Source organism: Brevibacillus sp. TJ4 (assembly GCF_044627595.2).
GTDB lineage: Bacteria > Bacillota > Bacilli > Brevibacillales > Brevibacillaceae > Brevibacillus.
The window spans coordinates 2508202-2521551 of the sequence record NZ_CP185865.1; the positions used below are offsets into that span (position 1 = coordinate 2508202).

The 13350-nt window shown below is 54.8% G+C and carries 17 protein-coding genes; all 17 read right to left on the minus strand.

Annotated features, from left to right (window positions below; translation table 11 throughout):
• Positions 1–6: 6 nt before the first annotated feature.
• The 17 genes from resA to ACAF76_RS12315 all read right to left on the minus strand — a co-directional run bounded on the left by resA (position 7) and on the right by ACAF76_RS12315 (position 13252).
• Complete coding sequence (gene resA / locus ACAF76_RS12235; RefSeq protein ID WP_400163830.1) at positions 7–531, minus strand: thiol-disulfide oxidoreductase ResA; 525 nt, start codon at positions 529–531, stop codon at positions 7–9.
• A 109-nt stretch (positions 532–640) separates the two neighbouring features.
• Positions 641–1390 (minus strand): pseudouridine synthase, encoded by a 750-nt coding sequence (locus tag ACAF76_RS12240; RefSeq protein ID WP_400163831.1) that lies wholly within the window; start codon positions 1388–1390, stop codon positions 641–643.
• A 116-nt stretch (positions 1391–1506) separates the two neighbouring features.
• On the minus strand, positions 1507–2040 hold the full coding sequence (locus ACAF76_RS12245) for a spore maturation protein (protein ID WP_400163832.1): 534 nt from the start codon (positions 2038–2040) through the stop codon (positions 1507–1509).
• Between the two features lie 12 nt (positions 2041–2052).
• Positions 2053–2643 (minus strand): nucleoside recognition domain-containing protein, encoded by a 591-nt coding sequence (locus ACAF76_RS12250; RefSeq protein ID WP_400163833.1) that lies wholly within the window; start codon positions 2641–2643, stop codon positions 2053–2055.
• Positions 2636–3808, minus strand: coding sequence for a D-alanyl-D-alanine carboxypeptidase family protein (locus tag ACAF76_RS12255; protein ID WP_400163834.1), 1173 nt, complete (start codon positions 3806–3808; stop codon positions 2636–2638). Before ACAF76_RS12255 ends, ACAF76_RS12250 begins: the two co-directional genes overlap by 8 nt.
• Positions 3809–3916: 108 nt before the next feature.
• Positions 3917–4510 carry an SMC-Scp complex subunit ScpB gene (gene scpB, locus ACAF76_RS12260; RefSeq protein WP_400163835.1) on the minus strand — a complete coding sequence of 198 codons (594 nt, stop codon included), beginning with the start codon at positions 4508–4510 and terminating at the stop codon, positions 3917–3919.
• The gene (locus tag ACAF76_RS12265) at positions 4500–5270 is read right to left on the minus strand and encodes a segregation/condensation protein A (RefSeq protein ID WP_400163836.1); all 771 of its coding nucleotides are present in this window, start codon (positions 5268–5270) and stop codon (positions 4500–4502) included. The genes scpB and ACAF76_RS12265 overlap by 11 nt, the downstream gene beginning before the upstream one ends.
• Positions 5271–5292: 22 nt before the next feature.
• Positions 5293–5961, minus strand: a complete 669-nt coding sequence (locus ACAF76_RS12270) for a site-2 protease family protein (RefSeq protein ID WP_400163837.1) — start codon at positions 5959–5961, stop codon at positions 5293–5295.
• Positions 5962–6164: 203 nt separating this feature from the next.
• On the minus strand, positions 6165–6593 hold the full coding sequence (locus tag ACAF76_RS12275; RefSeq protein ID WP_400163838.1) for a peptidylprolyl isomerase: 429 nt from the start codon (positions 6591–6593) through the stop codon (positions 6165–6167).
• A gap of 74 nt (positions 6594–6667) precedes the next feature.
• Entirely contained in the window at positions 6668–7990 is a 1323-nt protein-coding gene (lysA, locus tag ACAF76_RS12280; RefSeq protein WP_400163839.1) for a diaminopimelate decarboxylase, read from the minus strand.
• Between the two features lie 188 nt (positions 7991–8178).
• Positions 8179–9648 carry a spore germination protein gene (locus tag ACAF76_RS12285; RefSeq protein ID WP_400163840.1) on the minus strand — a complete coding sequence of 490 codons (1470 nt, stop codon included), beginning with the start codon at positions 9646–9648 and terminating at the stop codon, positions 8179–8181.
• Positions 9611–10216 carry a stage V sporulation protein AE gene (locus ACAF76_RS12290; protein ID WP_400163841.1) on the minus strand — a complete coding sequence of 202 codons (606 nt, stop codon included), beginning with the start codon at positions 10214–10216 and terminating at the stop codon, positions 9611–9613. The genes ACAF76_RS12285 and ACAF76_RS12290 overlap by 38 nt, the downstream gene beginning before the upstream one ends.
• A 37-nt stretch (positions 10217–10253) precedes the next feature.
• Positions 10254–10604 carry a stage V sporulation protein AE gene (spoVAE, locus tag ACAF76_RS12295; protein ID WP_400163842.1) on the minus strand — a complete coding sequence of 117 codons (351 nt, stop codon included), beginning with the start codon at positions 10602–10604 and terminating at the stop codon, positions 10254–10256.
• The gene (spoVAD, locus tag ACAF76_RS12300) at positions 10604–11629 is read right to left on the minus strand and encodes a stage V sporulation protein AD (protein WP_400163843.1); all 1026 of its coding nucleotides are present in this window, start codon (positions 11627–11629) and stop codon (positions 10604–10606) included. The genes spoVAE and spoVAD overlap by 1 nt, the downstream gene beginning before the upstream one ends.
• A 13-nt stretch (positions 11630–11642) precedes the next feature.
• Positions 11643–12128, minus strand: coding sequence for a stage V sporulation protein AC (gene spoVAC / locus ACAF76_RS12305; protein WP_400163844.1), 486 nt, complete (start codon positions 12126–12128; stop codon positions 11643–11645).
• A 93-nt stretch (positions 12129–12221) separates the two neighbouring features.
• Positions 12222–12641, minus strand: a complete 420-nt coding sequence (locus ACAF76_RS12310; RefSeq protein WP_400163845.1) for a stage V sporulation protein AB — start codon at positions 12639–12641, stop codon at positions 12222–12224.
• The gene (locus tag ACAF76_RS12315; RefSeq protein ID WP_400163846.1) at positions 12638–13252 is read right to left on the minus strand and encodes a stage V sporulation protein AA; all 615 of its coding nucleotides are present in this window, start codon (positions 13250–13252) and stop codon (positions 12638–12640) included. The genes ACAF76_RS12310 and ACAF76_RS12315 overlap by 4 nt, the downstream gene beginning before the upstream one ends.
• Positions 13253–13350 lie beyond the last annotated feature (98 nt).

Here is a 13350-nt window from a genome sequence, read left to right on the forward strand (position 1 = left end):
CCTCTCTTACGGCAAGATTTTCTCTACTTTGGAGGCAATTAGCTCCTCGCTTAATTGTCCGATGAAAATTTCCTCCACTCTTCCTTCAGGAGAAATGAAAAACGTCGTCGGGATCGGCCCGATGCGGTACAGCTTCGTAATTTGCGTCTGGCGATCCAGCAAGATCGGAAAATTGATTCCGTACTGGTTGATAAAAGGTTCGATCGTAATCGGTGATTCCGAGATATTGACCCCGATCACTTCCAAGCCCTGATCCTTGTACGTCTCGTATTTTTTCTGCAAGGCTGGCATCTCCGCCTTGCACGGCTCACACCAGGTTCCCCAGAAATTGAGAACGACGCCCTTGCCGCGCAGATCGTTCAGTGCGATTTCACCGCCACCGAGACGCTCCAGGCTGAAATTCGGAGCTGCACTTCCTACTTTTACCGCGTTGGGGTCTTTGACAAAACTGGAGTATAGCGCAAAGACCAGCGCAATGAGCAGGACCCCCAAAATAGCGACGCGAACGTAGATGCGGTTCTGTTTGTTCATCATCCCGTACTCCCATCTATTACATATAAAAATTGCAACCGTTTCCCTCTATTATAGCGTTGCTTGATTTTGACACAGCCTACAACTTATGAACAGATTTTGAACGAAATCAGAGAGGGCCACGCTTTGCCTGTTTTCGCTGCTGCAGCCCTCGCTTGAGCTTGTTCACTTCTTCGCTTGTCAACAGCCGGTAGTCCCCTGGGCGCAATCCTTCCAGTGTCAAAAATCCAAGGCGCACCCGCTCCAGCGTCAAGACCGGATGGCCGATTGCCTCGCACATCCGCCGGACCTGTCTGTTACGCCCTTCGTGGATGGTCAATTCGATCCACGCCTTTTGCTTGTCCGAAGACGTTTTCAACAACCGCGCGCGTCCAGGTGACGTCATCCCGTCCTCCAGGCGAACGCCAGTCGCCAGGCGCTTGATGCTCTCCGCAGAAGGAATTCCTTTTACCCATGCCCGGTACACCTTGTCGATCTCGTAGCTCGGATGAGCCAGCCGGTTGGCAAGCTCTCCGTCGTTGGTCAACAGCAGCAGCCCGGACGTATCGTAATCCAGCCGTCCGACAGGGTAGACACGCTCCTTGACACCTTTGAGCAAATCGGTCACTACCCGCCTGCCCTGCGGGTCGGAGAGGCTGGTGATAACACCCGTCGGCTTATGGAGCAGGAGATAGACGTGCCGCTCGAGCTTGATTGGCTTGCCGTTGACCACGATCCTGTCCCGCTCCGGGTCAACCTTGGTGCCAAGTTCCCGCACCAGCTTTCCGTTTACCTCCACACTTCCCTGCACGATCAGTTCTTCACAGCGACGACGAGAGGCGACTCCTGCCTGAGCCAATACTTTCTGCAAACGTTCCATATTCCCGGATCACCTCTACAACATCATACCCATTCTTCCTAGTGTGGACAAGAAAAAGGGAAAAACTTCCCCCGTCGAGGAAGTTTTTCCCTGCCTGACACTTTGCGGACATCGCTCTATCCGAACACATAGGAAACGACGAGCAATGAAAAAATGACCCCTGCCAGATCGGACCACAATCCCACTTTCAACGCGTAGCCCGAGTTGCGGATGCCGACTGCCCCGAAATAAACCGTGAGGACGTACAGGGTCGTATCGGTACTCCCCTGCATCGTCGCCGCCAGCCGGCCCAAAAACGAATCGGGGCCATACTGTGCGATCAAATCGGTAGCGATCGCAAGCGAACCTGTCCCCGTCAGCGGGCGAAGCAGGGCGAGCGGTACGAGTTCTTCGGGAAAGTGCAGCAAGTCTAGCAGCGGCTTCAATCCCGCGAGCAGCAAGTCAAGCGCTCCCGATTCGCGAAACATCGTGACCGAAACCATCATCGCGATCAGGTGCGGCAAGATGCGGATGGTCGTGCCCAGTCCTCCTTTCGCCCCTTCTACAAATGCTTCGTAGACGGGAACCTGGCGTCGCCAACCGTGCAGCAGGACGAAGACTATCAGAACCGGTATGGCCCACAGGGAGACCAGCGTAACCCATTGGTACATCCACGTCCCTCCTTACCTGTGCCTGCGAAAATGGCGATAGCGATACCAGCGGTCGATGATCAAGGCGACCAGTGTAGCGGCAAAAGAGGAAAGCAGCGTCGTTCCGACGATCTCTACCGGATTGATCGAGCCGTACTGCATCCGAATGGCGATCATCGTCGTCGGGATAAGCGTGATACTCGCTGTGTTAATCGCCAAAAGCGTACACATCGCTGGAGAGGCTTCCTGCTTGTTCGGATTGAGCTTTTGCAGTTCCTCCATTGCCTTCAGTCCCATCGGCGTGGCGGCATTCCCCAGTCCCAGAAGGTTGGCGCTCATATTGGACAAAATGTAGCCGATCGCAGGGTGTCCTTTCGGAATATCCGGAAACAGCAGGCGGATTAGCGGCGACAGCGCGCGTGCCAGCAATTCCAGCAAACCGGACTTTTCCGCTACTTTCATCACGCCCATCCAAAAGGCCAGCACGCTGAGCAGACCGAAGCAGACGGTAACGCCCGTTTTCGCACCGGAAAAGGCAGCCTGGTTGATTACTTCGATGCGACCATTGATGGCAGCGACCACGACACTGCTGACGATCAGGACAAGCCAGATGTAGTTAAGCACTCCACAGTCCCCCTGCCACCAGTCTCCATACCTGCTGCCAGAAGCTGCCCGACCGGGCCTCCTGTGGCTGCGCCCAGGCCGGCTTTTCCCGCTGGACAATGAGAGGCACCTGCCCGATCATCTGGTCCTTGAAGTGAAACTGCAGAAAGCCGGCGATTTTCCCGCTCATCTCTTCGGTGATGTTCGATTCGGCTGTCACCACACGCAGTTGCACCTCTCCTGCTTCTTCTGCCTGCAGCGGATAGGAAAACGAATTGGTCGTAATCAGGCGGATGCCGTCCTCGATCGTGACTCCGATGTCAGGCTGGACTGTCTGCCCCAGGCTAGCCAGCTCTTTCAGCGGAAAATTTCGGAACCCCCAATCGAGCATTTTCGCGGAATCGTTCCAGTCATCGGGAGCGTTGAGGGTAATCGTCGCAAGCTGCCTCCCATCCCGCGTCGCCGAGGCAGCCAGGCAGCGCTTTGCCAGCTTCGTGTAGCCGGTTTTGACACCGTCTGCTCCCTGATACAAATGCAGCATTTTGTTTTTGTTGAGCAGCCGCCTGTTGTATTCCTCGCCTTCCCAGGAGATGTCCTTTACCTTGGTGGAGACGATCTGCTGGAACGTCGGGTTTTGCAAAGCGTACGCCGACAGCTTCGCCATGTCCTCGGCTGTGGAGTAGTGCAGGTTGCTGTCGTCCAGACCGTGTGGGTTGGTAAAATTGGTGTTGGTCATGCCGATCAGCGCCGCTTTTTCGTTCATCAGGTGGACAAAGCCCGGCACTGAGCCCCCGACATGGGTGGCGATAGTAACCGCCGCATCGTTGCCGGAGCGCAGCATCAGACCGTAGAGCAACTCCTCAAGGGTGAGCTTTTCATTGTGTTTCAGGTAGATCGAGGAGCCTTCTACACCAACTGCTTCCGGCGGCACTGTCACGACGTCGTCGAGCTTGCCCGATTCGATGGCGACGATTGCAGTCATCGTTTTCGTCAGGCTGGCGATCCTCATTTTTTTCTGTCCGTTTTTGGAGTAGAGAATTCGGCCGCTTTCCACATCGATCAGCGCCGCTCCCTCCGCAGACAACGTGGGCGGAGCGGCTGCCGCTGCCGCCTGGACCGGTGACAAAAGTAGCTGTATAAAAAGAAAAACGACGAGTACGCCGGACCATGTTTTGCGCACGCTCATCCTCATCCTCCCCATTCGTACAAGTGATTCCATAGGTTTGTACCATGTATATGGGGACGAGTCATCTGATAGTACGAAAAAACTCTCCATTCGCGTATCGTCGTTCACCTATTCGGTTGTCGGTTTGCCGGTATCCGCTGCCTTGGCAAACAGGGCCGATGCTTCCAGCCGCGCTTCTTCCAGATCGAAATTCATCGGCGGCTCTGGCAGATCAGACAGCTCGCGCAAGCCAAAATGCTCCAAAAATTCTTTGGTCGTCGCGTACAGGATCGGGCGTCCAATGCCTTCTGCCCGGCCCGCCTCGCGAATCAACTGCTTGGAGAGCAGCGTGTTCAGCGCCTTTTCGCATTTCACGCCGCGGATTTCCTCGATTTCCGAGCGGGTCAACGGCTGCTTGTAGGCGATGATCGCCAGAGTCTCCAACGCCGCCTGCGATAGCGTCGCCTGGTTGGGCGAGCTGGCCAGCCGCTCGAAGTATTCGGCGTGCTCCGGCAGCGTCGTCAACTGGTATGCCCGCGCCACCTCGACAATCTGGATGCCTCTTCCCGCACGGCGGAAATCGGCTTTCATGTCTTCGATCAGATCGATAATCTCTTCTTCCGGAACTTGCGTAATCTCGCTGATTTCCTTGGCAGCGATTCCTTCATCACCCGAGATGAACAACAAGCCCTCGATAACCCCTTTCAGCTTGTCATAGTCCATCGGCAGGGACTCCTTTCGCATTGTTTTCACAAATCATAATGTCCTGGAACAACTGGTTCTGGATGCAGGTGACTTCCTTGGCCTTCATCAACTCCAGCAAGGCGAGGAACGTGGTGACAATCTGCGAGCGCGTCACACCGCGCGAGAAAAGCTGGTAGAAACGGACCATCCCGCCTCCCGCGCGGACGAGCTGACGAATTTCGCCCATCCGGTCCTTGATCGAAATTTCGTCGCGCGACACCCTGGTCAGCGGCTGTTCCTTTTCTTGCGTCTTTTTCACCAGCTTCTCCAGCGCCTGGATCAAATCATACAAGGTGACGTTTTTTACGGTGTTGTCCTCTTCGCGGATGTACGGCGTCAGGTCCTCGGCCGGACGGGTAAACACCTGGCTGCGCCCGATTTCCATCTCTTTCAACGTCTCCGCCAACAGCTTGTACCGCTTGTACTCCAACAAGCGCTGCACCAGCTCGTCGCGCGGGTCCTCTTCTTCGAGATCCATGTCCAGATGCGGCTGAAACACATGCTCTTCCTTTTTCGGCAGCAGCATTTTGCTTTTGATCGCCAACAGCGTAGCCGCCATCACGACAAACTCGCTGGCAACATCAAGCTGCAGCTGCTGCATCGTGTCCAAAGTCGCCAGGTATTGCTCCGTAATGTCCGCAATCGGAATGTCGTAAATGTCCACTTCCGCCTTGTCGATCAGATGGAGCAACAGGTCAAGCGGTCCTTCAAATGAGTCGAGTTTAATGCTGTACCCCACGATCGTACTCCCTTTTTTTCATTTATAGGAACAGCGTCAGAATCGAGATCGCAATCTGTTGTATCCAGGCGAGCATAAATCCCATCGGGGCGCCCAAGACAACTTCCCGGATCCCTGGAATGAAAATCAGCAGCAACAATATCCACGGTCCGTACACTTCGTAATTGTAGTAGAAGCGATCCCACTGCCGGGGAGACAGGAAACGCAGGATTTTGTAACCGTCCAGCGGCGGAACTGGCAACAGGTTGAAGACACACAATGCGGTGTTGATGATGAAACTGAAGCGCAACGTCAGTTCAAGCGCAGAAATCCACTTGTCGCTCGTATCGGCGAACACACCCATATATCCTGCGTAAATGTAGATGATGGCGAACAAAATGGCCAAAATCAGATTCACCAACGGCCCGGCACCCGCTACGTAGACCATGCCCAGCCGCTTGTTTCCGCGAAAATGAAGCGGGTTGACTGGCACTGGCTTGGCCCAGCCAAACGGTCCAAACAGGATCAGAAGCATCCCGAACGGATCGATATGCGGAATCGGGTTGAGCGTCAGTCTGCCTTCATCCTTGGCCGTCGTATCTCCCAGCTTCCAGGCGACGAATGCATGCGCGTATTCGTGAAGAGTAAAAGCGATGACGAACGCAATCAAGCGAAACGGCACAGTCTCCCACTCAAAGTGAAAAAGATCCATCGGTTCCTCCTCAAAAAAATGTCTACCATCTAGCATACCAGCATGTGGGTGTGCTTACAAGCCTTGTGCCTGAGCAATCCCGTCCTGCTTCACTGTCAGGAAAAGAGACGTTTTTGAACCTCATCAACAAGTAGTCGATCCCCATGCGACGCAAAAAACACCGGCAACTTGAGTCGCCGGTGCTTTCGTACCATGTTATGCGTTTACAGCACTTTTACTGTTTCCATTTTGTCGCCTTGCTTGATCGCATCGACATGCTCCATGCCGGAGGTCACACGGCCGAATACGGTGTGTACGCCGTCGAGATGCGGGAAGGAATCGTAGCAGATGAAGAACTGGCTGCCGCCTGTGTCTTTTCCTGCGTGCGCCATGGACAGCGAACCGCGCAGATGCTTGTGCGGGTTTCCAGCCGTTTCGCATTTGATGGTGTAGCCAGGGCCGCCGGTACCTGTTCCATGCGGGCAGCCGCCTTGTGCCACGAAGCCAGGGATGACACGGTGGAAGCTCAAGCCGTTGTAAAAGCCTTCATTGGCCAGTTTTTCAAAGTTGGCTACTGTGCCAGGCGCTTCCTGGTCGTACAGTTCCAGCTCGATTTGATTGCCGTTTTCCATCGTGATATGTGCCTTTTTCATCTACAAGCCTCCAGACAAAAGTAAAGTTAACCCATTCATTGTAGCATGCTGCAAACGCAGCGTCCAATTTCTGCTTACCGCTGCAATTGCGCACGCTTCGGCAGCAGGTCGTGACTGACGACATCGGCATACGTTTCCCGTTTTACGACCAGCTCCGCTTCCCCATCCTTGACAAAGACGACAGCAGGGCGCGGAATCCTGTTGTAGTTGTTGGACATGGCGTAGCCGTACGCTCCTGTGCTCGGCACGGCGAGGATGTCGCCAGCGGAGGCTTGTGGCAGTTTCACATCCCAGATCAGCATATCGCCTGATTCACAGCATTTTCCGGCGATGGAGACGACTTCGTTCTCCGTCTCGTTCATTTTGTTGGCGATCGCTGCTTCATACACCGCCTGGTACAGAGCTGGGCGCAGATTGTCGGTCATACCTCCGTCGACGGCCACGTATTTGCGCACGCCCGGAATGTTCTTCTGCGAACCGATGCGATACAGCGTCGTACCCGCATCTCCCACGATGCTGCGGCCCGGCTCGATCCACAGTTCCGGCAGCGGAATATTTCGCTTGCTCATCTCTTCGCGCACCGCAGTCGTGATCGCCTTGATGTACTCCGCAGCTTCCAGCGGCGTGTCGGAATCGGTATAGCGAATACCAAAGCCTCCCCCGACATTCAGTACGGTGGAGACAAAACCGAATGCATGCTTCGCTTCGTCGAGCAGATCGATCAGTCGTTTGGCTGCGATGACAAAGCCCTCTACTTCAAAAATTTGCGAGCCGATATGGCTGTGTACGCCCAACAGGTGAAGGTTCTGGCTCTCATGCGCGTACCTGATCGCCTCCAAGGCTTGACCGGTTTGCACGTCAAAGCCGAACTTGGAGTCTACCTGTCCTGTAGAAATGTACTCGTGCGTGTGCGCTTCCACTCCCGGTGTGACGCGCAGCAACACGGAAACCTGTTCTCCCCGCTCCCGGGCGATTTCGTCCAGTTCAAACAGTTCGATAAAGTTGTCGACGACAAAGCAGCCGATCTTCGCATCGAGAGCCATGACGATCTCTTCGCGCGACTTGTTGTTCCCGTGAAAGTGAATCCGCTCCGTCGGGAAGCCTGCCTGCAGTGCTGTCAGCAATTCCCCGCCAGATACCACGTCCAAAGACAAGCCTTCTTCTTCGACCAGTTTGCACATCGCCATGGTACAAAACGCCTTGCTGGCATACGCGACCTGAAAGGCAAATCCGGTGTCGCGGAACGCCTCGACATACGCGCGGCACTTGCTGCGAATCAACGCTTCATCGTAGACGTAGAGCGGCGTGCCGTAGGTGGCAGCGAGTTCGGTCGTATCGCAACCGCCGATTTCCAGATTGCCCTGTTCATTGATTCGACTTGTCCCGTGTAAGTACATTTTCTTTCCTCCCAGTCCCCCGTGGTAGCCGGATGATCGTCGCACTCAGGCTGATCGTATTAAAGAACGGCAACCGACAAAACCGTCAGTTGCCGTACATGCCACATAACCACAGTCTCTGTTTTATCACAAATGTACTATACGCACGCATATTTGACAATGGGTGTATCCCTACCGTATCAAACAGATCATTGCCGGGATGTGTTTTGCGAGCGGACGATGCTCGGCCGCTTGTTCTTGAAAGGGACTGCCATGCGGATCATCACATCCTTGAAAGCCGCATAGTTGAACGGAATGAACGGCCACAGGTACGGCGTGTTCAGCGATCGCGTGCCCGCCAGCATGACAACGACGAGCAACAGACCAATCATCAATCCGGGGACAGAGAAGATTCCCGCCATCAGCAGCAAGAAGATACGGACGAGCCGGTTGGCGAGGCTCAACTCATAGCTTGGAGTCGCGAACATCCCGACTGCCGCGATCGCCAGATACAAGATCGTCTCCGCAGCGAACAACCCGACATTGATCGCGACTTCTCCGACCAGAATGGCGGCGAGCAGACCGAGAGCAATCGACAAAGGCGCCGGTGTATGGATCGCCGCCATACGCATCAGATCAAGTCCCAGCTCAGCGAGCAGAAACTGCGCCAGCAAAGGGACCGTACCTTCTTTCCTGATTCCCAAAAACGAAAGCGACTCCGGTATCAGGGAAGGATGCATGACGAGCGTGAGCCAGATCGGCAGCAAAAAGACGGATGCAAAAATGCCGAAGAAGCGAACCCAGCGCAGATACGCACCGACGACCGGGGTTTGCCGAAACTCTTCGGCGTGCTGGACGTGGTGAAAGTACGTGGCCGGCGTAATCATAACACTGGGCGATGTATCGACGTAAATCAGCACATGACCCTCGAGCAGGTGGACAGCCGCGACATCGGGTCGCTCCGTATAGCGCACCATCGGAAACGGATTGAATGTTTTCCCGATGATAAACTCCTCGATTGTTTTTTCCGCCATCGGAATTCCGTCGATGTCTATCTCCTTGAGCCGGGAGCGCAGCTCGTCCACCAGATCGTGGTTAGCCACTCCTTTGATGTAGCAAATAGAGACATCCGTCTTCGTCCGCTCCCCGACCTGCAAGATTTCGAAGCGAAGCCTGTCATCCCGAATTCTTCTGCGCGTCAACGCCGTATTGGTCACGAGGTTTTCCGTAAAGCCGTCATGGGCGCCGCGAACGATCCGCTCCGTATCCGGTTCCGCAGGGGTACGGCCGGGATAGTTCTTTGCGTCCATAATAATCGCTTTGGATGACTGGTCGATAATCAGTCCGACCTGCCCGGCCAACAGCTTGTCGAGAAATTCGTCCGTCGTTTTGACCTCGGTCAACTGGAAAAACGGGATGTACTTGTGGACCAAGTATTCGTACAAGTCCTCCCGCAGGTGTCGGTCGCGCAAACTGTTCAGATCCTGCATGATCTCGGTAAGGATGTTGCTCTCAGCAAAACCGTTTATGTAGTACAGCAGAAGACGGGTCCCGCCTACATAAAAGTCGTGAACCCCAATATCAAAGCTCGTTCCTACCCCCAGCTTGTCATTCAAGAATGTTTTGTTTTCTTCGATATGCTCAGAGATGGGGCGCCTTTTCTCCGTGATCTCCACCATCAGCACCACTCCTTTCGAGAATCCACTGAACCGCTTTTTTGGTAATCGGGCTGCCGTGCCGCAAACTGTCGCGCCCTTCCATCTTGCCGATGTCGCCGATGCCGATTACATTGGGTACCTGCAGAGTATTTAAAATATCGACCGTATCCCCGTAAATCCTGTTTTCCAGCTCCACATCCGCATATCCGTCCTTGTCCACAGCTTCTTCGACCAGACGGCCGTGATTGTCGATCGAATAGCGGACGCGCGCGCCCCGTACCCAGCGCGTGTTGGACGCAACGGCAATTGCGCCGATCACCTCGATGTCAGGGTGCTTGACTACATACTCGATCGCCCGCTCGCCTCTCCCTCTGCCGAAATCACCATTGTCATCAAACATGACGATCACCGGATCATGCGGTGCCATCTGGATCAATTCGACGATCTGGCTCCCATCCAGCGGAGTCGGATTGCCTGCAGACAGCGAGATGCAACGGCCCCCGAATTCCCTGGCAACGGCTTCGACAACCTTTTGCGCAATATGATCGCCATCGGTCACCAAAATGACCTTTCTTCGCTGTCTCTCCATTTGCGTTTCACCGCCTCTGCTGTTCCTGCTGCGATTGTCAGCCTTTTGGCTTGAAGACAAGCGAAGCCAGGAAGCCGAACGTGATGGCGGCCGAAATCCCGGCACTCGTAACTTCGAAAATGCCGGTCGCCACGCCCATCAGCCCGTTCGATTCGGCCTCGGCAATCGCCCCGTGGTACAGGGAATGTCCGAAACTGGTGATCGGCACTGTCGCCCCTGCACCTGCGAAATCGATAAACTTGTCGTAAATCCCGAAGAAATCGAGCACGACGCCAGTCACCACCAACGTGCTCATCACATGTGCCGGGGTCAATTTGCCGACGTCGAGCAGCAGTTGCCCGACTACACAAATCAGCCCGCCAACGACGAATGCAATCACGTACTCCATCATATTCCTCCTTCCAACGCGACCGCGTGCGCAATGCACGGAATGGAATTTCCTTGTTGATAGCTGACCGGACTGAGCAAGGCGCCTGTAGCGCAAACCAGTACCTTTTTCAGCAGTCCCTTGTTCAGTTGCTCCGCGATATAGCTGTACGTCACGACAGCACTGCTGGCACAGCCGCTCCCTCCGGCAAACACATCCTGATCGGGAGAATAGATCATCAGACCGCAATCGTTGTACACGCGGTCCATGTCATAGCCCTGTGCCGTCAGCAGCTCTTTGGCGATCGGGTATCCGACCGAAGCCAAATCTCCAGTTACGATCAAATCGTAATCCTGTGGCGAGCGCCCCGTATCGGAAAAATGGGTCGCCAGGGTCGAGACGGCTGCCGGCGCCATCGCCGAACCCATGTCCAGCGGGTCTTTCACACCCAGGTCCACGACCTTTCCCATCGTGGCATATGTAATTCTCGGTCCGCTGCCGCCGATCCCGACCAATCCTGCTCCCGCACCGGTTACAGTCCACTGAGCAGTCGGCGGCTTTTGTCCGCCGTACTCGGTCGGATAGCGGTACTGCCGCTCCGCCGTCGCATTGTGACTGCTGCACGCTGCGATCGTCCGCATGGCGTAGCCCGCATTGACCAATGAAGCTGCTGTCGCCAACGTCAGCATCGAAGTCGAACAGGCCCCGTACATGCCGAGCAAGGGAATCTCCAGCACCTCTGCGGTAAAGTTGGTCGTAATGTTCTGGTTGAGCAAGTCACCTGCGAGAATGAGGTCCACGTCCTGGTCCTTGATCCCCGCTTTTTTCAGGAGAAGCTGAACGGCGTCCTCCATCAGTTGCTTCTCCGCTTCCTCCCAGGTCTGCTGCCCGGCGTAGAAATCGCTGTGAATCTTGTCAAAAAAGGCAGCCAGCGGCCCTTCTCCTTCTTTTGGACCTACGGCCACCGCCGAGGCCTGCAAGCGGACATCCTCGGCAAAATGCCAGGTCTGCCGACTGACCCGCGCCCCCTTTGTCTTGCTGTCCACTTGTTCGCCCTCCTCAAAAGATCATCTTGAAAATGCTCTTGATCAGACCGGCGACAAATGCCGCTACCACCCCGAACACGATGACGGAGCCTGCCAGTTTGAACATGTTTCCGCCCACACCGAGGACGTATCCCTCGCTGCGATGCTCAATCGCAGCAGACGCGATCGAGTTGGCAAAGCCGGTTACCGGAACGGCAGAGCCTGCCCCCGCATACTGCCCGATATTGTCGTACACGCCCAGCCCCGTCAGCAGTACAGAGAGAAAAATAAGCGTTGCTACCGTCGGATTGCTCGCCGTCTTTTCATTAAAATCGAAAAAGTGAATGTACAAGTTTTGCAGGATCTGTCCCAACAGGCAAATCACACCCCCGACCCAAAATGCTCGCCAGCAGTTGACCAGCACATTCCGCTTGGGCTGGTATTTGGAGGCTTTTTGCTGATAGGACTCCTTCGTCATCTGCATGGAGCCGACCCGCTTTGTTTTCGCCTTGGTCGCCATCGACCTTCACTCCCTCTTTGTGCATACAACTTTCTTCCTGCCTATATCTTTCCTTTTTTTATCGAAAGCTATGATTAGCGCTATTTACCAAATTCACAGCGCCAGCAGCCACTGCACGAGCGAGCCCGCGATCTTCCCCAGCACCATCGCCATCAACAGGTACAGCAGCTTGTCTTCCATTTGCAGACGCTTGGCGATGATCGGGAAGACGTTCAGCGCTTCTGTCAATCCGGCAGCCAGCGTTCCGACAAATACACCTGAAAACAGGCCGTACACGGATGCAGCGAGCCTGGGCAACGCCGTCTGCCAGCCGTAAAAATCGACAAGTGTAAAAAACACGACCCCGCAAATCAAGGCCCATTCCAGCTTGCGTATATGACGTCTGGAGTTGGTGAGCTGCGTAAGTCGCGGAATGAGATCCAGCACGGTAATAAAGGCAACAAATCCGCTGCCTACAGCAACGCCCCAGCCCAACCCGATCATGGCCAGCAGCAGTCCACTCCAGAAGCTCATGTCTTGGTGCGCTGGTTTTCCTTGTTTTCGTGCTGGATGTAGTATTGATCGAGGCTTTGCTGGTACAAGAACAGCTCTACTTCCAACGGGCTTGGCTCCTCGCTGATTTTTTTCTTGAAGATATGGTTAAAAAACAAAATCATCCCCAAGCCGACCCCGATCGAATACGGAATTTGCAGCCAGAGCGGATGTCGGCTCTCCTCCCCAGTGATCAGGTAGTAGATTCGCTGATGGACTTCCGGCATGCTTACGTCAGTGTGAAAGTTCATAATCGCCAAGCCCGATCCGATGAACAGAAGCAGCCAGACCAGTGCGACCAGGATTCCTTTCGGGCGTTTGCGGGCAGATCGCACCTCTACGATAATTTGCGAGGCTCCGGTAATTTCCAGTTCGGTCTCCGGGTAGGCAGAGCGAAGTCTTGCAATCACCTGCATAATGTCAATAATGACGAGATCTCCGTCCTCAGGGCGGACCTTGTAAACCGGAATCCTGCGAATCGCTTCCTCCCGTTTTCCGTCCCAGTATATCTGGCAGATATCCCCCAGCGTAATCACCGTTTCCGGCCATACCGACAGTCGCTGCCGCAGACGCAAAAACAACGGATTCTTCACACTGATCCCCTCCTGATTGTGTCTCCTCGTCCGATAGTATGTGCCAGCGCAAAAAGAAAAACACCAAAGCGCTCATACGCTCTGGTGCTGGCAAACAC